The 20,799-nt window shown below is 56.6% G+C and carries 26 protein-coding genes; 8 read left to right on the top strand and 18 right to left on the bottom strand.

The annotated features are described in order from the left end of the window. Positions 1 to 84 (top strand): hypothetical protein, encoded by an 84-nt coding sequence (locus AC27IT_RS25070; RefSeq protein WP_487092157.1) that lies wholly within the window; start codon positions 1 to 3, stop codon positions 82 to 84. 71 nt (positions 85 to 155) lie between these two features. Here the strand turns inward: AC27IT_RS25070 and AC27IT_RS25075 are convergent, their stop codons facing one another. From AC27IT_RS25075 to nadE, 4 genes are all read right to left on the bottom strand, one after another. Next, a complete protein-coding gene (locus AC27IT_RS25075) occupies positions 156 to 377 on the bottom strand; it encodes a hypothetical protein (RefSeq protein ID WP_007784614.1) in 222 nt (73 codons plus the stop codon). Between the two features lie 66 nt (positions 378 to 443). Next, positions 444 to 926, bottom strand: coding sequence for an MBL fold metallo-hydrolase (locus AC27IT_RS25080; RefSeq protein ID WP_283858007.1), 483 nt, complete (start codon positions 924 to 926; stop codon positions 444 to 446). After that, a complete protein-coding gene (locus AC27IT_RS25085) occupies positions 919 to 1,266 on the bottom strand; it encodes an MBL fold metallo-hydrolase (RefSeq protein ID WP_283858008.1) in 348 nt (115 codons plus the stop codon). Before AC27IT_RS25085 ends, AC27IT_RS25080 begins: the two co-directional genes overlap by 8 nt. Before the next feature lies 1 nt (position 1,267). Continuing rightward, the gene (gene nadE, locus AC27IT_RS25090; protein ID WP_007784620.1) at positions 1,268 to 2,020 is read right to left on the bottom strand and encodes an NAD(+) synthase; all 753 of its coding nucleotides are present in this window, start codon (positions 2,018 to 2,020) and stop codon (positions 1,268 to 1,270) included. Between the two features lie 134 nt (positions 2,021 to 2,154). Here nadE and map point away from each other — a divergent pair, with 134 nt between their 5' ends. Then, positions 2,155 to 2,901 (top strand): type I methionyl aminopeptidase, encoded by a 747-nt coding sequence (map, locus tag AC27IT_RS25095; RefSeq protein ID WP_283858009.1) that lies wholly within the window; start codon positions 2,155 to 2,157, stop codon positions 2,899 to 2,901. 202 nt (positions 2,902 to 3,103) lie between these two features. Here the strand turns inward: map and AC27IT_RS25100 are convergent, their stop codons facing one another. Then, a complete protein-coding gene (locus AC27IT_RS25100) occupies positions 3,104 to 3,343 on the bottom strand; it encodes a hypothetical protein (protein WP_005828981.1) in 240 nt (79 codons plus the stop codon). Positions 3,344 to 3,696: 353 nt separating this feature from the next. Here AC27IT_RS25100 and AC27IT_RS25105 point away from each other — a divergent pair, with 353 nt between their 5' ends. Together AC27IT_RS25105 and AC27IT_RS25110 are read left to right on the top strand one after the other, a co-directional pair. Beyond that, on the top strand, positions 3,697 to 4,707 hold the full coding sequence (locus AC27IT_RS25105) for an LLM class flavin-dependent oxidoreductase (protein ID WP_283858010.1): 1,011 nt from the start codon (positions 3,697 to 3,699) through the stop codon (positions 4,705 to 4,707). A gap of 1 nt (position 4,708) precedes the next feature. Beyond that, positions 4,709 to 5,344: a TetR/AcrR family transcriptional regulator gene (locus tag AC27IT_RS25110; RefSeq protein WP_007784624.1), complete on the top strand. Its 636-nt coding sequence runs from the start codon at positions 4,709 to 4,711 to the stop codon at positions 5,342 to 5,344. Between the two features lie 248 nt (positions 5,345 to 5,592). On the opposite strand, the gene AC27IT_RS25115 is transcribed toward AC27IT_RS25110, so the two are convergent. Next, positions 5,593 to 5,766, bottom strand: a complete 174-nt coding sequence (locus AC27IT_RS25115; RefSeq protein WP_005835464.1) for a hypothetical protein — start codon at positions 5,764 to 5,766, stop codon at positions 5,593 to 5,595. Positions 5,767 to 5,964: 198 nt separating this feature from the next. Then, positions 5,965 to 6,312: a PspC domain-containing protein gene (locus tag AC27IT_RS25120; protein WP_007784626.1), complete on the bottom strand. Its 348-nt coding sequence runs from the start codon at positions 6,310 to 6,312 to the stop codon at positions 5,965 to 5,967. A gap of 178 nt (positions 6,313 to 6,490) precedes the next feature. On the opposite strand from AC27IT_RS25120, the gene AC27IT_RS25125 reads away from it, so the two are divergent. Next, positions 6,491 to 6,733 (top strand): hypothetical protein, encoded by a 243-nt coding sequence (locus AC27IT_RS25125; RefSeq protein ID WP_005835460.1) that lies wholly within the window; start codon positions 6,491 to 6,493, stop codon positions 6,731 to 6,733. A 77-nt stretch (positions 6,734 to 6,810) separates the two neighbouring features. Here the strand turns inward: AC27IT_RS25125 and AC27IT_RS25130 are convergent, their stop codons facing one another. The 5 genes from AC27IT_RS25130 to AC27IT_RS25150 all read right to left on the bottom strand — a co-directional run bounded on the left by AC27IT_RS25130 (position 6,811) and on the right by AC27IT_RS25150 (position 11,420). Further along, positions 6,811 to 7,437: a flavin reductase family protein gene (locus AC27IT_RS25130; RefSeq protein WP_007784630.1), complete on the bottom strand. Its 627-nt coding sequence runs from the start codon at positions 7,435 to 7,437 to the stop codon at positions 6,811 to 6,813. A 24-nt stretch (positions 7,438 to 7,461) separates the two neighbouring features. Then, positions 7,462 to 8,619, bottom strand: a complete 1,158-nt coding sequence (locus AC27IT_RS25135) for a homogentisate 1,2-dioxygenase (RefSeq protein ID WP_005835456.1) — start codon at positions 8,617 to 8,619, stop codon at positions 7,462 to 7,464. Between the two features lie 24 nt (positions 8,620 to 8,643). Further along, the gene (locus AC27IT_RS25140; RefSeq protein WP_005835454.1) at positions 8,644 to 9,573 is read right to left on the bottom strand and encodes a fumarylacetoacetate hydrolase family protein; all 930 of its coding nucleotides are present in this window, start codon (positions 9,571 to 9,573) and stop codon (positions 8,644 to 8,646) included. A gap of 340 nt (positions 9,574 to 9,913) precedes the next feature. Then, positions 9,914 to 10,840, bottom strand: a complete 927-nt coding sequence (locus AC27IT_RS25145) for an RluA family pseudouridine synthase (protein ID WP_005835452.1) — start codon at positions 10,838 to 10,840, stop codon at positions 9,914 to 9,916. A gap of 82 nt (positions 10,841 to 10,922) precedes the next feature. Then, entirely contained in the window at positions 10,923 to 11,420 is a 498-nt protein-coding gene (locus AC27IT_RS25150; protein ID WP_005835450.1) for a hypothetical protein, read from the bottom strand. Between the two features lie 132 nt (positions 11,421 to 11,552). Here AC27IT_RS25150 and AC27IT_RS25155 point away from each other — a divergent pair, with 132 nt between their 5' ends. Further along, positions 11,553 to 12,089, top strand: a complete 537-nt coding sequence (locus AC27IT_RS25155) for a GNAT family N-acetyltransferase (protein ID WP_005835448.1) — start codon at positions 11,553 to 11,555, stop codon at positions 12,087 to 12,089. Positions 12,090 to 12,106: 17 nt separating this feature from the next. On the opposite strand, the gene AC27IT_RS25160 is transcribed toward AC27IT_RS25155, so the two are convergent. The 5 genes from AC27IT_RS25160 to AC27IT_RS25180 all read right to left on the bottom strand — a co-directional run bounded on the left by AC27IT_RS25160 (position 12,107) and on the right by AC27IT_RS25180 (position 15,276). After that, positions 12,107 to 12,805, bottom strand: coding sequence for an MBL fold metallo-hydrolase (locus AC27IT_RS25160; protein WP_005835447.1), 699 nt, complete (start codon positions 12,803 to 12,805; stop codon positions 12,107 to 12,109). 2 nt (positions 12,806 to 12,807) lie between these two features. Then, complete coding sequence (locus tag AC27IT_RS25165; RefSeq protein ID WP_026557513.1) at positions 12,808 to 13,440, bottom strand: TetR/AcrR family transcriptional regulator; 633 nt, start codon at positions 13,438 to 13,440, stop codon at positions 12,808 to 12,810. A gap of 212 nt (positions 13,441 to 13,652) precedes the next feature. Then, on the bottom strand, positions 13,653 to 14,174 hold the full coding sequence (gene tpx, locus AC27IT_RS25170; RefSeq protein WP_005835444.1) for a thiol peroxidase: 522 nt from the start codon (positions 14,172 to 14,174) through the stop codon (positions 13,653 to 13,655). 88 nt (positions 14,175 to 14,262) lie between these two features. Then, the gene (locus AC27IT_RS25175; protein WP_005835441.1) at positions 14,263 to 14,796 is read right to left on the bottom strand and encodes a hypothetical protein; all 534 of its coding nucleotides are present in this window, start codon (positions 14,794 to 14,796) and stop codon (positions 14,263 to 14,265) included. A 48-nt stretch (positions 14,797 to 14,844) separates the two neighbouring features. Next, positions 14,845 to 15,276, bottom strand: a complete 432-nt coding sequence (locus AC27IT_RS25180; protein ID WP_005835440.1) for a gamma-glutamylcyclotransferase family protein — start codon at positions 15,274 to 15,276, stop codon at positions 14,845 to 14,847. Between the two features lie 129 nt (positions 15,277 to 15,405). On the opposite strand from AC27IT_RS25180, the gene pyc reads away from it, so the two are divergent. Both pyc and fliD read left to right on the top strand, forming a co-directional pair. Next, complete coding sequence (gene pyc, locus AC27IT_RS25185; protein WP_007784636.1) at positions 15,406 to 18,852, top strand: pyruvate carboxylase; 3,447 nt, start codon at positions 15,406 to 15,408, stop codon at positions 18,850 to 18,852. A gap of 73 nt (positions 18,853 to 18,925) precedes the next feature. Beyond that, positions 18,926 to 20,176 carry a flagellar filament capping protein FliD gene (gene fliD, locus AC27IT_RS25190; RefSeq protein WP_025848947.1) on the top strand — a complete coding sequence of 417 codons (1,251 nt, stop codon included), beginning with the start codon at positions 18,926 to 18,928 and terminating at the stop codon, positions 20,174 to 20,176. A gap of 69 nt (positions 20,177 to 20,245) precedes the next feature. Here fliD and ytfJ read toward each other — a convergent pair whose 3' ends face one another. Beyond that, entirely contained in the window at positions 20,246 to 20,704 is a 459-nt protein-coding gene (gene ytfJ / locus AC27IT_RS25195; protein WP_005835438.1) for a GerW family sporulation protein, read from the bottom strand. Positions 20,705 to 20,799: the final 95 nt, after the last annotated feature.

The raw sequence follows: 20,799 nt of genomic DNA on the forward strand, positions 1-20,799 counted from the left end.
ATCGAATTCTACAATACAGAACGGTTCCAGAAAAAACTCGGCGACCTCTCCCCAGTCCAATACCGGGAATCGATCGCCGCTTAAGATAGCGTCTTTTTTTAGTGTCTACTTGACGGGGCTATGACCATGTCAGTCCGGTCTTTTTCCTGTGCAGCTTATGCGAAGTAGCCTTTATTCCGCAGTTGCTCAATGATTTCAGCAACAGTATAGCCTTGTGTCAAGAGCTCCATCGTAACTTCCACTTGTTCTGGGGACAGGCCGTTCGCTCCGAGGCTTTCCTTTACCAACACGTCGTTAGGACGGCGGAAATACGTTTGCAACGTACGCTTCACGCGGCCTTCCAGACTTGTTCGCAGCATCAATTCAGTCGTCGACATCTGTTCCACCTCTTTCCTCGAAAGTTTTGTGCGTAACCTCTATTATCGTACAAAACCGCCCAATAATCAACCCGTAAGCGACTTGGCTTCCTTCATCAGTTGCACCCGGTTCTGCTCGTGGGCATCGCGCAAATGTTCGTTGATCGGCTGGCCGTCGTAACAAATTTGCCCAAAACGCTCGGTCAAGGTCTGTTCGTCCAGTCCGGCTGCCACCCCTTCGAAGATGAGCGTTCGCGTATCGTGCAGATACTGCTGGTCGCGCCTGATCCGGTGCATGATTTCCTCGCGCCCTTTCGCCGGAACGCCGTGCCCCGGCACGACCTCCGCGATCTCGCCGTCCTCCACCAGCTTCTGGATCGCGGCCAGACTGGCTGCATAGTCGCTACTGTCCGCAATAAAAGGAAACTCGAGATTGGAGAGCATGTCGCCTGCCACGAGCAGCTTTTGCGCGCAAAAAAGCGTCGCCAACTGGTCTTGCTTATGCCCGGGCACGGGGAGAAATTTTACTTCCTCCCACGCTTCCGTCTGCTCGACCAGCTTGTCAAACAAAGGGGGGAACCAGCTCGTACGGGCGATGCACATAGTACGAGCCGTCAAATCGGTTTGTTTTCCGCAGTTGTTTGGCAAGCCGCTCAGGCGACGCAATCTGTTTGTGCCCGATCAGCCTGGCGTCCGGGAAGCGAGGGTAGCCCGCGATGTGATCCCAGTCGCCGTGCGTCAGGACGAGAACGAGCTCCCGCCCGTCTCGCACGCTTTGCACGTAGTCGGCAATCGCCTCGATCTCGTGCGGAAAATAGGCAGGGTCAAACAGGTAGAGCCGATCGTCCGTCGAAACGACGGCGCTGGTCGTCTGCCACAGGCAACTGGTAAACAGCTTGTAGTCGGCCATATTAAATACCTGGCATCAGATTGCGCTTGTGCTCCGAGATGCGGTGCAGGTAGTCGATCCGTTCTTTTGCTTCCGGTCTGGTCTCGCCTGTAATCAGCAGGCGGTCGAGGTCCTCGTACGTAAAGCCCATTTCCTGCTCATCTGTCTGGCCTTCCCACAGATCGGCAGAAGGTGCTTTGGTAATAATCGACTCCGGCACGCCAAGCTCGGCTGCGAGGATGCGCATTTCGTGCTTCGTCAGGCTTGCCACCGGGTTGAAGTCGGCCAGTCCGTCTCCGCCCTTGGTCATATAGCCGACGTGAATTTCGCTGCGGTTGCACGTATCCGCGACGAGGTAGCCTTTTTGATTGGCAATCGCGTACAGCACGGTCATGCGCAGACGGGCTTTCGTATTTCCTTTTGTCTTGTCGCCAAGCGCAAGCACGCCTTCAATGGCGGGCACGAGCGCATCGTAGGCAGGGCCTACATCGACGGTGTGCAGGTTGAGTCCGATCGCTTCCGCCAGGCGCTGCGAGTCTTCTGCATGGACGTTTTGCGAGTACGCGGGCAACCACACGCCAACGACGCGATCGCGGCCGAGAGCGCGTACACACAGCGCAGCCGTTACCGCGCTGTCGATACCGCCGGAAATGCCGACAACCACACCGCCGAGCCCGTTTCCGTCAATTTGCTCGCGAATAAACGCAATCCGTTTTTCGATATCGTCTTTTACATGAATCTGGTAGTTCGCCAGATACTCTTGAAACTTGTCCACGCTACCTACCCCCCGGTTGTTTCGTTCTTCCTCATCCTACCATGCGGTTTTGCCTGTGGCAATTAGCCCCAAACAGGTCTACACTATATACTGTAGAGAGCAAGAGAACTAACGCGAGGACAAGGAGAGAGTCGATGATTATCCTCAAGACACCCGAAGAAATCAAACTGATGCATGCCGCAGGCAAAATTTTGGCCGCCTGCCATCGCGAAATCGCGTCGATGATTCGTCCCGGGATCACGACCTGGGAAATTGATGAATTTGTAGAAGAATTTTTGGCCAGCCATGGCGCCACTCCTGAACAAAAAGGCTTTCACGGCTATCCATATGCCACCTGCGCGTCGGTGAACGACGTGATTTGCCACGGCTTCCCGAAAAAGGAGCCGCTGCGCGACGGAGATATCGTCACCATTGACATGGTCGTGCGCAAAAACGGCTGGCTGGCCGATTCCGCCTGGTCGTACGAGGTGGGCACCGTCTCCCCGGAAGCGAAAAAACTGCTTGAGGTCACGGAAAAGTCGCTGTACCTGGGGATTGAACAAGCTGTTGTCGGCAACCGGATCGGGGACATTTCCCACGCGATCCAAACGTACGCCCAGGCGCAGGGCTACTCGGTTGTCCGCGACTTCACGGGCCACGGGATCGGGCAGGAAATGCACGAGGAGCCGTTCGTTCCGCACTTCGGTCCTCCGGGCAGAGGCCAGCGCCTCAAGGAAGGCATGGTCATCACCATCGAGCCGATGCTCAACATCGGTACCTACCATGCGACCATCGACGAGGACGGTTGGACGGCGAGAACGCGCGACGGCAAGCTGTCGGCCCAGTACGAGCACACGATTGCGATTACTGCGGATGGGCCGCTTATTTTGACCAAGCAGTAGGCACCTGCAAAAATGTGCGGTTGCGCAGCTTGGCTTGCGCTTGAAAGGGGCTGTCTCAACAGTCGATTTTTCGACTTTGAGACGCCTCTTTTTGTATTTCGGAAACGTTGCTCCGTCATCGACCGATGATGAGGTGGACAAGACCGCCCGTTTTCCCAGACGATACGCGCGTGTAAAAGAAAAAAGCACCGCATGGGTGCCTTCACTCGTTATGTTCATTAGCCATTGCATTGAAAATGATTAAATACTCATTGTTGTCTATTTTCACTACTTGAGATACCTCCACTTCTGCGTATCCATCCTCTTGGAATGTTTGGATCATCTCTCTTAGCAAATCAGAAAATGGACCCGTTTTTCTGTTCATTTTCAAATCTACAAACAGTTGCGTCCGTTTCATTCCCTCACCTAATTCTTCACATATAGTGGAAATTGCGTTATTCATTACTACCCTATGGCCCCTTGCAGGAATGTCATTCTTCCTAATTTTACCACCAAACTCTTTGGCTTCGCCAGCAACGCTCCAAGTCTTCCTTATATGTTGAAAGACTTTAGACAGTTCCTTTTAGCTTTTTTTATATTCTTTTTAGATCAGCAAAAACTCAGAGTTCGTCTTATTTTACAAATAATGGAATATAGTACTAAAGAAAGGAATGGTTTAACGGCAAACTTTATAAAGGACGCAAAGTGCCGCCACAGCCGATTGAAACATTGACAGCCCCCTTCCCTCTTCGTAAGATGCAAGTACGTTTGTTACCGATCAGTAACAAAATTGACCCTCAGAGGAGGTTTCTTTTCATGACAAAAGCATTGCGCGACATCCCGCTGTCTGTTCTGGATCTCGCTCCTATCGTAGAAGGCAGTACGGCTGCCCAGTCGTTTCAAAACAGCCTGGACCTGGCGCAAAAGGTGGAAAAGTGGGGATTTCACCGCTACTGGCTCGCCGAGCACCACGCCATGCCCAGTGTCGCCAGTTCCGCCACCGCTGTGCTGATCGGCCACATCGCGGGCGGCACCTCGACGATGCGCGTCGGCTCCGGCGGGATTATGCTGCCCAATCACGCCCCGCTGATTATCGCCGAGCAGTTCGGCACGCTGGAGTCGCTCTATCCGGGACGAATTGACCTCGGATTGGGACGGGCTCCCGGCGCGGACCAGCGCACGGCCCGGGCATTGCGGCGCGACCTGCGGATCGGCGGAGACGATTTTCCCGAGCTGCTGGAAGAACTGCGCGAGTATTTGCGTCCGCGCACCAGCGACAATGCCGGCGCGCTGCGGGCTATTCCCGGCGAAGGCTTGAACATCCCGATCTGGCTGCTTGGCTCCAGCGATTTTTCGGCGCGTCTCGCAGGGCTGCTCGGACTGCCATTCGCGTTTGCCGGTCATTTTTCGCCCAATTACACCTTGCCTGCGCTGCAAACGTACCGCCACTGCTTCCGTCCATCCGATGTGCTGTCCGAGCCGTATGCCATGGTGGGCGTCAACGTCATGGCGGCCGACACGGATGAGCTTGCCGAGCGGCTGGCGACCTCGCACTACCAGGCGTTCCTCAACCTCATCCGCGGCGATCTGAAACCGATCCAGCCGCCTGTAGACAATATGGATGAACTGTGGAGCGAGTTTGAAAAAATGTCCGTGCAAGCCCAGCTTCACTCCTCGATCATCGGCAGCCCGGACACCGTCAAGCAAAAGCTGCAGGAGCTACTGGAGGCGACCCAGGCGGATGAATTGATGATTACGACCCAAATGTACCGCCACGAGGATCGCGTGCGCTCCTTCGAGATCGTCGCAGACGTGTGGAAAGCGTAAAATGGGGTCTGATTCGCCGATGACGTCCACGAAGCGAGTCCGGGTCCCCCGCGAAAAAGCGCAGGAAATGATTTTGCAGGCGGCCGAGGAGCTTTTTTACCAGGAAGGCATCCACGCCGTCAGTGTCGACGCCATCGTGGAGCGGGCCGGAATGAACAAAATGAGCGTCTACCGCCAGTTTTCCTCGAAAACAGCGCTGATCCTCGCCTACATGCAAAAAAAGCAGGCGGCCTTCTGGCAAGAGTGGGAGGAAAGCATGGCGAAGCATCCGGAGCGGCCGCGGGAACAGCTCGTCCAATTTTTTGCCGATCTGGCGGCCCGCGCGTCCTCCAAACAGTTTCGCGGCTGCTGCTTCCTCAACGTCGCCGTAGAGTTTCCCGACCCTGCCCATCCTGTGCGCGAGCTGGTCTGCGCGCATCAAAAGCGGATTTCCGACGCCTTTTTGGAGCGCGCTGTCGCCCTCGGCGCAGCGAATCCGCGCGAGCTGGCCTACACGCTGATCTTGCTGATGGAAGGCACTTATGCGGACAGCCAGACGTACGGAACCGACAGCGCCGCGATTCAGTTGCTCCCCGGGATCGTCGAGAAACTGCTCGCTGCCGCTGTCTGCACGGACGCGGGCGCAGATGCGAATTAGCGAAACGCCAAAACGCCGTGATGCCGCCGTCCCGCTTTTGCGCGGCGGCGGCGGGCAGCTTTCGGGGGCAAAAAGGCTCGATTCCGTTGCCCGAGTCTCTCTTCCTTTTGCGCAGCAGCCTGTCGACAGGCAAGCTTTTGCTTTTGCTTTCCCCATCCGGGACCAATGTAAAAAGTGGCCGTCTGCCTTTTGCGCAGTCGCCACTTTTTGCTGTTTGGGGACCTTCTGTCGTTGTCAGCGATCGGTTATCACTGGCCGCTGGTTGCGTACTTTTCTTTGTTCGTCATCGCTTCCAATGCCTGGACATCTTTCTCAAGCTCTTGGATGTCTTCTTCAATCAGTTTTTTCAGGTGCTGCTTTTCCCGCAGCATTTTGCGGGTTTGCTCCAAACGCTGATTCAAATCGAACACGCCGAGATACACTGCTTCTCCCTCCCTATGTACATTCTCCCACCTTACATGTTATGCCGAAAAGCGCAGAAGTTGCCGATTTCGTTCCGCTGATTTTTCGCCGCCGACAACGCCAGGAAGGGCTTCTTGTGTCGGCAAAAAAGAGACGTGCCTTGTCGGCATAGGAAAAAGGCCCCCCGCACGCGGCAGGAAGCCTCTCCCCTCGACTTTTTACAAGCCTTTGTACTTGCTCAGTTCTTCCCGCAGGCGATAAACTTCCTGCACCAGCGCCCGCTTTTCCAGGCGATCGATTTCCGAATCGAGGTCGTTCATGCGCGCACGTCCTGCCATCGGAGCATCGTACATGCCGAACCCGTCACCCGCGTAAGCCCAGTGCGGTTCTTTTGGCATAATCATCGCCAAAAGGATGTAGAGCAAAATCGGGATTCCCGTGCAAACGGTCAAAATGACGACCCCTACGCGCACGAGCGTCGAGTCCACGCGCAAAAACTGGGCGATCCCTCCACAAACCCCAAACAATCGTTTATCTTGCGAAGAGCGATATAGACGTCTTTCCATCGTACCATTCCTTCCTCTCTGCAGTGTCCGCTTGCCTTCTATGTCTTTAAGGATACCCGAGAGCGCCCAGCGGCAAAATGGCCCGCAGAGGGATTTGTCCTCCGCCCCTGGACGGATATGCGCTTCGCCCGTATGAAATCGGGACAGAAAAGTCACGCTACATACGAGGTGATCGACTATGCCGCTACTTGTGCTCCTGTTGCTGGTCCTGTTCACAGGCGGATGCTCCCCGGCTGGCTGGCAGGACCGCTCCTACATTCAAAGCGATCGCGAGCTGTACTACCAGCAAAGCGTGGTTCATCCGCTCGGGCTGGAGCCGAACGCCACCCCTTACGGCACGCCTGCCAATGCCGGGACCGCCTCCGACTACAACAGTTGGATCAGGCCGGACGCCATTTCCCGCTATCCCGGCCTGAACTAGCGATCGCGAGCGGACACGAGAAAAACCGTTCCAGCCGCACACCGGAACGGTTTTTCTCTGTTTGCACAACATCTGCGCTATTTGGACCCAGCGGAAGGATCGTAGACAGGACGCGGACGGTCAAACAAATCGCCCAGCGTCGCATACGAATGCCCCGCCAGCCTGCTCACAGGCGCAAAGGCGTGCGGGTCAATCCTGCCCGCGTGATACAGCTCGTCGGCAGCATGCACATGCACGACCTCGCCGATGATGAGATCGGAGGTGGTGGGGGTGCCAAGCTCGACAATCTGATGCAGCCTGCATTCAAAATGAATGCGCGACGAAAGCAGCCTTGGAACCTTGACCGCCGCAGACGGGCCAACCTCCAGCCCGAGCGCGTCTACCTCGCTTACGTCTGGCGGATAGTCTGCCGAGGTCTGGTTGACCGCATCGACATTGTGGATGTCCACCATATTGACGACAAATTCGCCTGTCTGCAAAATATTTCGCGCCGTATCTTTTCTGACGCTGCCCGGCTTGCGCATGACGGCGACAGAAACCATCATCGGCTCGATGCTCGCGACATTGAAGTAGCTGAAGGGAGCGGCATTGACGACTCCCTTGTCATCGTGCGAAGTTACCCATGCGATCGGCCGCGGAATGATGCAGCCGATCAACAACTTGTATTTGTCCTGTCGCTCCAGTTCGCGAATCGCGATTTCCATTCCTATCCCGCCTTTTTACGTCGTTCACTCGGACGGCAGCCAGCTCGACATGTACGCTTCGTCCTCTACCGCCAACGCCTCTTTCGTGACGTAAAGCGGCTGGAACGTATCGAGCATCACTGCCAGCTCCTTCGTTTCTTTTTTGCCGATGCTGGCCTCGACCTTGCCAGGGTGCGGCCCGTGGGGAATTCCCATCGGGTGCAGCGTGATCGAGCCTTCGTAGACGCCTTTTCGGCTCATGAAGTTGCCGTCGACGTAGTATAACACCTCGTCGCTCTCGACATTACTGTGGTAGTACGGCGCAGGGATCGCCTGCGGATGGTAGTCGTACAGGCGCGGGACGAACGAGCAGATGACGAAGTTTTGTCCGGCAAACGTCTGGTGGACTGGCGGCGGCTGGTGAATCCGGCCGGTAATCGGCTCAAAATCGTGAATACTCAGCGCATACGGATACAAGTAACCGTCCCAGCCCACGACATCAAACGGATGGAAGTCGAAAAAGTAGCTGTAGACGACGGACTGCCGTTTGACGCGCACTTCGAAGTCGCCGCTCTCCACGTGCGTCACCAGCTTTTCCGGCACGCGTATATCCCGTTCGCAAAACGGCGAATGTTCCAACAATTGCCCGTGCTCGTTGCGATAGCGCTTAGGGGCGACGATTTCGTTTTGCGACTCGATCACCAAAAAGCGGCTCTGCACCGCAGGCACGATCCGGTACGTCGTGCCGATCGGGATGACCAGATAATCGCCAGGTCTGTACGCAATCGTGCCGAAGATCGTCTGCAGCTCGCCCTCGCCCTCGTGGACAAACACGACTTCGTCCCCGTCCGCATTGCGGTAAAAATAGTCCATCGGCTCAGTCGGCGAGCAGACGCCCATGACCACGTCGCTGTTCCCGAGCAAATAGCGGCGGCCAAAAATCGGATCGCCCCCTGGCGGCAAGTCAAACGTCTTGAAATGCTGATGCTTCAAATCCGCCTGCTCCACAAATTCCAGGCGCACGTCCGCGTATTTGCGCGTCTCGCGCACCTGTGTCGGCGGGTTGTGGTGATAGAGAATCGACTGAATCCCGGAAAAGCCTTTCGTGCCCATGACCTGCTCACGGTACAGCTCTCCATCCGGCTTGTAAAAAGTCGTGTGTCGCTTTTGCGGCACTTCTCCCATGCGGTGATAAAAAGCCATCCTGCTTCCCCCTTTTTTCCATCGTTATTCGCTGATCGTATTGACGAGCACGCCGAGGCGCTCGACTTCCAGCTCGACCACATCGCCCGGCGCAAGCCAGCCGTGCTGTTCCGGCCCCAGCTCCAAAATGCAGCCGGTGCCAACCGTGCCGGAGCCGATGACATCGCCCGGATACAGCATGCAATCCTGCGAGGCGCGCGCGATCATTTCCGCAAACGTATAGTGGATGTCGCGCAAATTGCCGCGGGAGTACTCCACGCCGTTCACCCGCGCCACCATCGCGAGATCGTAGCGGTCGCCTTTTTCCCCCGGCACACGCACAGCTTCCAGCTCGTCTGGCGTCACCAGCCACGGCCCCATCGAGGTAGCGAAGTCTTTGCCTTTGGCTGGCCCCAGCCCGACCTTGACCTCTTCGCGCTGGATATCGCGCGCGCTCCAGTCGTTGAGAATCGAGTAGCCCGCAATATGCTCGTGCGCCCGCTCTACAGGGATATCCGTCCCCGCCTTGCCGATGACGCAAGCCACTTCCAGCTCGTAGTCCAGCCACCGGGTCGTCTTCGGCCGCCGAATGCTCGCCTCCGGTCCGCTAAAAGCCGCCGTGTTGGAAAAGTAAAAGACGGGAAACTCGTACCATTCGGGAATCATCTCCAGCCCGCGGCGTGCTCGCGCCGTTTTCACATGCGCCTCGAAGGCGTAAAAATCGCGAAAGCTGGCGGGACGCGGCAACGGCGATCCAAGACGCACCCCCTGCAACGCCACGTCTGTTTCGGAAGCAGGTGCGCTTTCGGAAATCGACGCCAGCCGCTCCCTCCACGCGTCCCATTGCTCCAGCAGCTCCTGCATCGTGCTCGGCGCGCCTGGAAGTGCGCTTGCGATGTCCCTGACTGTTTCGCCAAGCAGCAGCCCTGCCCGCCACGCCGTTTGCTCGTCTGGCCGATAGGAGACTACTTTCATGCGCTCCACTCCTTTTCTTTGGATGAGCAATCCTGGCTGCGTCAATGATTGGCACAGCCTTCGTTGCCCTTTTACTGGATAAAAATCTTATCCATGCTTATCTGTACAACAAAAAAACCCAGCTCACCCCGTTCGCTCATCCGGTGCATGACAAACAAGAGGGTTCCCCCTGGCTCTTGTCAACTATGCCGAAACATGCGTCAGGCGCAAGCTGGGTCTGTCTGCTACCGAAAAAAATCTTGCGGGATTTTTCCCCGCAGACAACCAGCGTATTTCCTGTTTCTTCTATCATATCGAAAACGCTTTCAGCTTTCCAGAGGAAATTGCCGAATTTTTTCGGCTACATCCCTTCCTTGTCATGCACAGGCAGCGCGGGAAAAAACTTTTGCAACAACGCCTGCATGTCGTCTGGCAGCGGCTCTGCAAACGCCATCGTCTCCTTGCTGCGCGGGTGGACAAAAGACAGCCGCGCCGCGTGCAGCGCCTGCCTGCCGATATGCTCCCGCCCGCCTGCGTACAAGTCGTCGCCTGCGAGCGAATGCCCGATGCTCTGCATGTGCACCCGAATCTGATGGGTGCGCCCCGTCGCAAGCTTCAGCTCCAGGAACGTCATGCCGTCACCGCGAGCCAGCACGCGATAGTGCGTGACGGCCGCTTGTCCATCCGGCCGAATCTGCCGCGTGATAAAGGAGTTTTCCGCAAGCCCGATCGGCGCATCAATCGTCCCTTCCTCCGAAGCGATGATCCCCTCGGCAATCGCCTGGTAATAGCGGTGCAGCGTCCGGTCCTGCTGCATCCGGCTGAACTGCTCGTGCGCCCACTGATTTTTCGCGACAATCATCAAGCCAGACGTATCTTTGTCCAGACGGTTGACGGCGCGAAATCTTCTCGCTTCGCCGCGCTTTTTCCAATAGGCGATCACGCCGTTGGCAAGCGTGCCTCCCGGATGGTTGCCCGTCGGATGCACGACCAGTCCGGCCGGCTTTGCGATCACCATCAAGTCCTCGTCCTCGTAGCGGATACATAGCGGCATTTCTTCGGGAGCCACCGTCTCTTCTTCCTCTATGTCTACCATGACAGCCAGTTCATCCCCGGCTTGCAGCCGTTCGTTCACAAACACGAGCGTGCCGTTGCGCGTAATCGTTCCTTTGAATTTGGCCCGGATCAGCAAGCGGCGCGACACACCGTAGCGCTTTTGCAGCACTTCCCGTACCGTCTGGCCCTCATCTGCCTCGTCCGCCGTAAAGCGTATCAATTCTTCCTGCATGTTGTCTCTCCTTTAGGTCTTCCCTGCATTCCCTGCTGTCCAGTATAGCAAAAAGACCCGCCGCAAGGACAACCTGCTTCTGCTACAGCGGGCGCTGCTGCCCGTTTTGCCTGACCTCAATCACGAAGGCATGTCCCGCATCTCCCTGGCTCCACTGGCCGCGCACGTCGAACAAATACCAGCCTGGCTGCTCGGGCACCTTCCACTGGTTGCCGTTTTCCAGCAGTTGCTCGATTCGCTTCGTCCCGATCCATTGCGCAACCGTCAACGATTCATCAGTAGGCGGGGGCGAAAACGTAACCGTCAGCACGGCTCCCGGACTCACCTGCAGCGGCTTGGGCTTTTGTTCGCCGATCACTTCCGGGGGAGCGGCCATATCTTTGCAGACCGCCTCGTTTTCGTAGCTCCAGCAGGATGAGGTCGGAACCGTCGCCGCTGTTTTTCCTTGCCACGCGATGACAGGCTCCGGCGGTTGGGCGAGCTGTTGCGAATGCGGCTGATGGACCCAGCCAATCTGGCAGCCTGCCAAGAGCAAGGCAGTTGCCACGTACAGCGCGGCTATCCTTTCTACCTTTTTCATCCAATCACCTCTCCCATTAGACGAAAAAAAGAGCGATTCGTTTCAACCGTTTTTGGAAATTCATGCTATTCTATCTAGTAAATTCACCTGGAGGCGCGGCAATGCGCCTCGCAAAAGAATGGAGAGATAAGGATGACCGAACCGTCTGTCAGTGAACGCTCCGGCCTGCTCATTCGCGAGTTTGATCCGCAGCGTGACTCGCTGGAAGCGTTGACCCGCCTGTTGAACACCGCTTATCAAACGCTTGCCGAAATGGGTTTCCACTTTGTCGCCGCGAGCCAGGACGCAGCCACTACCGCGAAAAGAATCGCCTCCGCTACCTGTCTCGTCGGCTTGCTTGACGGTCAAATCATCGCGACCATTTCTTACTATCCGCCAGCCAAGACAAAAGGCACGCCCTGGTACGACGAGCCGTTCGTCGCCAAATTCGGCCAATTCGCTGTCGATCACCGTTATCGCAAGCACGGCATCGGCAGCCTCTTCATCCAGCGCGCAGAAGAGCTGGCGATCGCGGACGGGGCCACGGAACTTGCGCTGGATACGGCCGAAGGGGCGGAACATCTCAGACGCTACTACGCGGCAAAAGGCTATCGCTTCATCGCGTACGCGCAGTGGAGCACGACCAACTACCGCAGCGTCCTGATGAGCAAAAGACTGTCGCACGACTGAGCTTTGCGCTTTTGTCCCTACTGTAGCGTGCTCGCCGGAATGGAAAAGGTGCGGGACATTTCGGCCAAATACCCGTCGAGTTGCTCGGCGGGATTGTGCACGGCATCGCCATGGCATACTTCCAGCCGCAGCGGCTGAAGCTGCCGCAAAATCCGGCTGCTTTTCACCGCCTCTGTCATGTCAGCGGTGAACATCGGCATGGGACGATGCAGCCTGCCTCGCTTCGACGTAAACAAGTCGCCCGCCAACAGCACGCGATCCTGCTCGTGATAGTAGACGACATGCCCTGGCGAATGGCCTGGCGTCCAATACGGCTGCAGTCCGGCGATGGCGGCCAATCCTCCGCCTTCTGCTTCCGGCAGCGGCTGCGCCAGGCCAGCCTGTACGTTGAACTCCCGTTTTTTGCGGCGCGGGTACAGCTCGCGGCCTTCCATGTACGGAATCTCGATCCGATGCGCATACACTGGCACTTGCTCCGCCGCGACGAGCTTTTGGACGGCCCCGACATGATCGGAGTGGCCGTGCGTCAGCAAGATGCGCTTCAGCGGGCCCGCGCCTTGTTTTTTCAAAAAAGCCGCAATGCCTTTTGCCATGAACGGCATCCCCGCATCGACCAGGGTCACGCCGTCCTCCTCCAGCACCGCCCAGACGCGCACGGGAATCAGCATCCACGCCTTGATGCACCATATATGCGCCGAGATTTGCTCTGCTTTCATCTTCAACCACTCCTTGTCATCAGTTGTTTGCTGCCCGCGAGGATGACGTCGACAGCGAGATCGAACGTCGGGGCCAATCTCTCCAGCAGACCGTCCAGCGTTTCCTCTGAATGCGTATAAGTCCCGACAATGCCGTGCAACGTATAAAAGTAAATCCGTGAAAACGCAAGCGCTTCCGCTTCCCCGACCTCTTCGGGCAAGGAGAGCTGCATCGCCCGGCGCAGCAGCGCAAACAAATGCGTGCGCAGCGCCTGGAGCTCTTTTTCCGGCTGCTCGACGTCGATGCGGGATGCTTTCACCATGAAAAACAGCGTGTACATGTTGCGGTTGCCGAGGCAAAAGCGGATGAACTGTCGGCTGATTTCGCGCAGCTTCGCCTCGGGGGGTACGGCTTCGTCTGCCAGCGTGCGCTCCATCTGCTCGGCCAGGCTTTGCAGCGGGCCTTTGGAGAGCTGATGCAGGAGCGCTTCCTTGTCTTTGAAATAAATGTAGAGCGTCGTATGGGAGCAGCCTGCGGCCTTGGCGATCTCGCGAATCGAGACGGCTTCGAATCCCCGCTCCGCGAAAAGCGCTGTCGCCGCAGCAAGGATGGCGCGCTTCGTTTCCTCTGAACGTACTTCCTGTCTGCTTGCCATGATTAAGCTTCACTCCTGATCTGATGTCCACCGAAGAAGTAACCAGTGGTTAGTAACCGTTGGTAATAATATAACCACTGGTTACCAAAATCGTCAAGCCTTTTTTTCCAAACACAGGAAACGCTCTGGCCCAACCGCAGCAAAAGCAAAAACCCCCTCTCGTCTCCAGGACGAACAGGGGGTTTCCTCAATACCAGCTTATGGCGCGAAACTTACTTCGCAGCTTTCGCAGCAGCGATCGCAGCTTCGTAGTTTGGATGCTCGCCAGCAGCAGGCACGTATTCTGCATAGACAACCTTGTCGTTTGCATCGACAACGAAAACAGCGCGGGACAAGAGACGGAACTCCTTGATCGCTACGCCGTAAGCCGTACCGAAGGACAGGTCTTTGTGGTCAGAGACAGTTTTCACTTTGTCGATGCCAGCAGCACCGCACCAGCGGTTTTGCGCGAATGGCAGGTCAACGGATACAGTCAGCACAGTTACGCCTTCCAGACCGGCAGCCTCTTCGTTGAAGCGGCGAGTTTGCGCGTCGCAAACGCCAGTGTCGATGGACGGGATTACAGAGATGATACGCACGGTTCCTTTGGAATCGTCCAGTGTAACAGGGGACAGGTCGCCGCCTACTACGGTGAAGTTAGGAGCAGTATCTCCCACTTTGATTTCCGGACCGAGCAGGGTTACAGGACCCCCTTTGAAAACAAAAGCGCCTTGACGTTCAACAGCAGTTGTCATGATTTCTTCCTCCTCACCAAATCTTTCATATGTACCTCATTTATCATACCCTATCATTCACTTTTTTTCACTATGCCAATAGTAGAAATTACAGATTCACTTGCACTTTCCCCGACGATTTGGCATCGCCCTTCACGATCCGCTTCACTTCGTGCTCGTACTCCCAGTCGGTTTTCGCGTTCAGCTCGTGGCAACGCATCAGCGCGTGATAGAGGGCGAAGACGAAGTCGACATGCTTCATCTCGTAGCGGGTTCCGTGCGCTTTTGGCAGGGCGGTATTGATAATTTCGATCTGATAGGTAGCCTTCTCCCGCTTCTCCCTGACGGGGACGATGTAGCCCATCTGCTTCAGCACAAAGCCGTAGTCAAACTGGCCCTCGTCGTCAAAATCAATCGTGTCGTCAGACGTCGCCAAATACTCCAGCAGCGTGCCCATATCCAGCGTCTCAAAGCAGGCCGGCTTGGGCAGCGCCAAGACCGAGCCATCCTGGTTCACAAAATAAATATGGTCGCGATAATGGAAGATCAGTTCGTCTTCGGGAACTTCCTCGGAAAACATCCAGAAGCTTTGCGGAATCAGCAAGCGCCAGATTTGCGCAGGGTTCGCATTCATCAATTCCATGGCAGGGTCCCTCCTTTACCCTACCAGTTTTGGCAAAACGCGCCTCTGCTATTCAGCCGCCTCTTCCATAAACCTCCGCCAGTCGCCGTGCTCTACCTTGGTCCCGGCTTGTCTCACGTAGTCATGGTCCAGGTAGCGATAGACGTACACGGGCACCTCCTGCCCCGTTTCGGCCAAACGGGCAACAACGACAGTCCGCTCGTACTCGTTGCGCGGGTCCCCCTGTCCGTAATACGTCTCCAGCTCGTCGAGGACAGCCAATGCTTTTTCGTACACCTCAGGGGCAAAGTCAAGAATCGCGCCTGTCACTTCCGCCCCTTCCCCCAGCAGCAAGCCGGGATAGCCTTCTGGCAAATGATAGATTTCTCCTTCGATCGTCGCCTTGGCTTCCGTATGGGGAAACGGCTTGACGCAAAGCGCATGATTGTGAAAACCTTTTAGCAATGTGCCGTAAACGAAAACGGGAAGCTGCTTTTGCACATGGACTCACTCCAATCTGTTCGCTGATGGTGAAAAAGAAAAAAGGGTGTCTTGTATAGCGAAAATTTTGTATATTTATGCTATATATATTTTTTCATGTCTCGTCATGAGACGGAGGGGGAGAGAAATTTGGCAAAGAGAAAGATCAATCGGTTACTGGTAGCAAACCGCGGCGAGATCGCGATCCGCATCTTCCGCGCTGCCACTGAGCTCGGCATTCGCACTGTCGCGATTTACTCCGAGCAAGACAACGTCTCGATTCATCGTTTCAAAGCGGACGAGTCCTACCTCGTCGGTGCCGGAAAAGGCCCGATTGAAGCCTATCTGGATATCGACAGCATCATCGAGATCGCCAAGCGCAACGATATCGATGCGATCCACCCAGGGTATGGCTTCCTCGCCGAAAATGCCGATTTCGCCAAGCGCTGCCAGGAGGAAGGGATCATTTTCATCGGACCTTCTCCTGAACTGATTGAAAAATTCGGTGACAAGGTAGAAGCGCGCAAGCTTGCCATCGAAGCGCAAATTCCGGTCATTCCAGGGACGCCGGAGCCGATCGAATCGCTGCAGGAAGCTCTTCTGTTTGCCAAAGAGTACGGTTATCCGATCATCATCAAAGGGGTTTCCGGCGGCGGCGGCCGCGGCATGCGCATCGTGCGCAGCCAGGACGAGCTGCAGGAGTCGCTTGATCGCGCCCGATCCGAAGCACGTTCATCGTTTGGCAACGCCAAAGTGTATTTGGAGCGCTATCTGGAACAGCCCAAACATATCGAAGTGCAAATACTGGGCGACAACCACGGCAACATCGTGCATTTGTACGAGCGCGACTGCTCCGTCCAAAGACGCCACCAAAAAGTCGTGGAAGTGGCGCCAAGCCTTTCTCTTGACGACAACCTGCGGGAAGAAATTTGCCAGGCCGCTCTCACCCTCATGAAAAAAGCTGGCTACTCCAACGCGGGGACGGTCGAGTTTTTGCTCACGCCGGACAAGCGCTTTTACTTCATTGAAGTCAATCCGCGCATTCAGGTGGAGCATACGATTACCGAGCTGATTACCGGCATCGACATCGTGCAGTCGCAAATCCGCGTCGCGGAAGGACACGCCCTCTCCGATCCGGAAATCGGGATCGCCTCGCAGTCCCAGATTCAAATGAGCGGCTATGCGATCCAGTGTCGCGTAACGACCGAAGATGCGGAAAACAACTTCCTGCCCGATGCTGGCCGCCTGTCAGCCTGGCGCTCCGGCGGTGGCTTCGGCGTCCGTCTCGACGGCGGAAACGGCTATCCCGGCGCGATCATCACACCGTTTTACGATTCGCTTTTGGTCAAAATCTCCACGTACGGAACCAGCTTTGACCAGGCCGCGCGCAAAATGCTTCGAACGCTGCGCGAATTCCGCATCCGCGGTGTGAAAACCAACCTGCCTTTCCTGGAGAACGTCGTGACGCATCCTGATTTCCTCAGCGGGAACTACGACACCTCCTTCATTGATACAAAGCCGGAGCTGTTCGTGTTCCCCGGTCGTCAGGACAGGGGTTCGAAACTACTATCGTACATCGGCAACACGATTGTCAACGGCTATCCGGGCATGGCAAAGCCGGACAAAAAGCCGCACTTTGACACTCCGCGCATTCCGCGCACGCCGTTTGCCCAGCCGTATCCGGACGGCACGAAGCAAATTTTGGACAAGGAAGGCGCCGCTGGCCTCGTCCGCTGGATTCAGGAGCAAAAGCAGGTGCTCGTGACCGACACGACATTCCGCGATGCCCACCAGTCTTTGTTTGCCACACGCGTGCGCACCTACGACCTCGCCTCGATTGCCGAAGCGACAGGCAAGCTCGGCGCGGGACTTTTCTCCCTGGAGATGTGGGGCGGTGCCACGTTTGACACGTCCATGCGCTTCTTGCAGGAATCGCCGTGGGAGCGGCTGCAAATTTTGCGCGAGCGCATCCCGAACGTCCTGTTCCAGATGCTTTTGCGCGGGGCGAACGCAGTCGGCTACACGAACTACCCGGACAACGTCATTCAGGCGTTTGTCAAAGCTTCTGCGGAAAACGGCATCGACGTCTTCCGGATCTTCGACAGCCTGAACTGGCTGCCGGGCATGCAGACAGCGATTGATGCGGTGCGCGAAACAGGCAAAGTGGCCGAAGCGGCGATTTGCTACACGGGCGACATTTTGGACCCGACCAAAACGAAATACACCCTGTCCTACTACGTCAACCTGGCAAAAGAGCTGGAAAAAGCCGGGGCGCACATCCTCGCCATCAAAGACATGGCGGGCCTCTTAAAACCTTACGCTGCCTACGAGCTCGTCTCCGCCTTGAAGCAGGAAATCGGCATTCCGATCCACCTGCACACGCACGATACGTCTGGCAACGGCGCGGCGATGCTGCTCAAAGCAGTCGAAGCAGGAGTCGATATCGTCGACGCGTGCGTCAGCTCCATGTCCGGCCTGACCTCGCAACCGAGCCTGAACGGCTTGATCGCGAGCCTCGCCCACACCGAGCGCGATACGGGCCTGTCGCTTGAGTCGTTCAACAAGCTGTCCGATTACTGGGAGGACGTCCGCCCGTACTACCAAGGCTTCGAGAGCGGCATGAAGGCCAGCAACACAGAAGTGTACGTCCACGAAATGCCGGGCGGCCAGTACACCAACCTGGAACAGCAGGCTAAAGCGGTCGGTCTGGAAGGACGCTGGGACGAGGTGAAGCGCATGTACGCTGTCGTCAACCAGATGTGCGGCGACATCGTGAAGGTCACCCCTTCCTCCAAGGTCGTCGGCGACCTGGCCCTGTTCATGGTGCAAAACAACCTGAACGAAGAAAACATTTGGGAAAAAGGCGAACGCCTCGACTTCCCGGACTCTGTCATCCAGTTTTTCCAAGGCTACCTGGGCCAACCGCCAGGCGGCTTCCCGAAACGTTTGCAACAGCTCGTGCTGAAAGGCCGCGACGCTTTCACCGCTCGCCCTGGCGAACTGCTGGCGCCGATTGATTTTAACGAGGTCGCTGCTGAGCTGGTGGAAAAAATCGGACGCGAGCCGAGCGAGCTGGATGTGCTGTCGTACATCATGTACCCGCAAGTGTACCTGCAATATGACCAGCGCCTGAAAGAATACGGCGACCTGTCCGTCCTGAACACCCCTACGTTCTTCTACGGGCTGCGTCCAGGCGAAGAGACGGCGATTACGATCGAGCGCGGGAAAACGTTGATTATCAAGCTGGTTGCCGTCGGCGAACTGCATCCGGACGGCCGCCGCATCATTTACTTCGAGCTGAACGGACAGCCGCGGGAAATTTTCGTCCGCGACCAGTCGGCCAAAGTCTCGGAGACGATCCGGCGCAAGGCTGATCCGCAAAACTCCGCTCACCTGGGCGCCTCGATGCCGGGCAAAGTGTTGAAAGTGCTCGTGTCCGAAGGGGACAAGGTACGCAAAGGCGAACACCTCCTCGTCAGCGAAGCGATGAAGATGGAGACGACCATCCAGGCGCCGCAGGACGGAAAAGTCAAGGCCGTTTACGTCAAAGCGGGCGAAGCGATCGAAACTGGCGATCTGCTCATTGAAATGGAGTAGGCATCGTCTATAATGGAAAGTAGCAGACGATGATTTCCATCGTATTCCAATTGTTCACAAGGAGGCGATCGACTTGAAATTGGATCGGGTCAGCCATATTCCGTATAGCCAGCGAGTCGGCCGCTACCATTTCCAGATGGTTCAGGCGAAGCTCGGCGCACCTGTCGAACCGATTTTTGGCTATAGCCTGCAGCCATACTACACCCGACAGCAACAGTGGATGGCTGATCTCTCCGATTCCTTGTCCCGCCTGTACCGCTTTTTTGCTGACCTGGACAACGCTGCGCGCGAGTTTGATCCGTCTCGGCCAAACAGCGCGATCAACCAGCGAGCTGTCGCCTCCTCTGCTCCCGAAGCGGCAGCCGTCCAGGCAGATTCGCAAGCAGCGAGCGGCACGCACCGTTTGCGCATCGTCTCGCTGGCGAGCGGACAGTCCCATACAAGCAAAGCGTTGCCGGGCGACGCTCCTACCGTCGTCTTGGAAGGCCCGCAGCAATTTGTCCTGCGCATGGGCGAGCAAGAGGAGCTGTTTTCCTACGATTCGCAAGCCAGCGACTCTCACGCGGACAGCCTCCGCTCCATTGCGGAAGCGCTGCGGGGCAGTTCCCTTGGCCTCGACGCCCGGATCGTCTCCGAAGGCCAGTCCATCGCCTTGACGGTATCGTCGCGGCAGAGCGGAGCCGCCGCGGCTTTTGAACTGTGGGATGTGACGGGAAATACCGTTCGCTCGCTTGGGCTGGACCGCGTCACGCAGAAAGCATCAGACGCTGTCTACTTGTGGGATGGCGTGCAGCACACAAGCCCGTCCAATCGCGTAACGCTCTCGGACGGTGCGGTGCAGCTTTCCTTGCGCCAAGCGGGGGAAAACGAGATTGCCATCACCATCTCGCCCGACATGGAGCAACTGCTGCGGCACACCCGCACGCTGGTCAACGGCTACAACCGCCTGCATGCGTTTTTGGCGGAGCAGTCTCCTGTACTCGCGACGCAAAAGCTCGACACGTTCACGCGGATGGCGCAAGCATCCGGCGGAGCGCTCGGCAACTATGGGCTTCGCGTACAGTCGGATGGGCAGATCGCCCTGGATGAGTCGGCCTGGCGTGCGGCGGTGTCCGCGAACTTTCCCGGGTTTGCCAAGGAAATGGCGGGCCTGTCCCGCTCTTTTCGCGAGGAAGTCATTCGGGTGCAAAGCAAGCCGTTTGCCTCGTTCTCCCGCTCGTATGAAGCGGCGACGTCGGCCAATCCGTACGAGCAGACGACAGCCTCTGGCATGCAGTTCCGCTTTGCCGCGCGAACTGGCTTGTTTTTCAATCAATTGTGGTAAAGGCTTGCGAGCCACGCCAATAAAAAACAGGTATGCCCTGGCCATAGGCCGCATACCTGTTTTATTTTCTTATCCCCGGTCTATCAGCTCTTCCAAGTCGTGCTCGTCTACTCTCACCCTTACCGGCTGGGTATGAACAGGTGGTTCCTCCTGCTTTTTAAACAGCGACTGCATCTTGTCCACAAACTGCGGGACCGAATCGAGAATCCGGTCGTACAGATGCGTCGTATTTTCAAGCGGTATGGAGCGGATTCCTTGTTTTCCGACCACTAAAAAGGCAACCGGAGTAATCGAGACGCCGCCCCCGCTACCGCCGCCAAAAGGGTGGCCTGCGATTCCCTGGTGATGCTGGTCGTACTGAAACTCGCTTCCCCCTGCCGCAAAGCCAAATCCTACCTTGGAGATCGGGAGAATCACGCTGCCGTCAGGTGTCTCGACCGGATCGCCAATGATCGTGTTGACGTCGACCATTTGCTTGATGTTTTCCATCGCTGTACGCATTAAGCCCTGAATGGGGTGGTCTGCCATAATAAGCTGCTCCTCCTTCCTGTATGTCTCATCTGTTAACATTCCCCCAACGATTTCAGAGCATGTACTGCTGGCTTTCGTTATTATGCTGAACC

The sequence above is a fragment of the Brevibacillus sp. YAE8 genome, assembly GCF_057543335.1.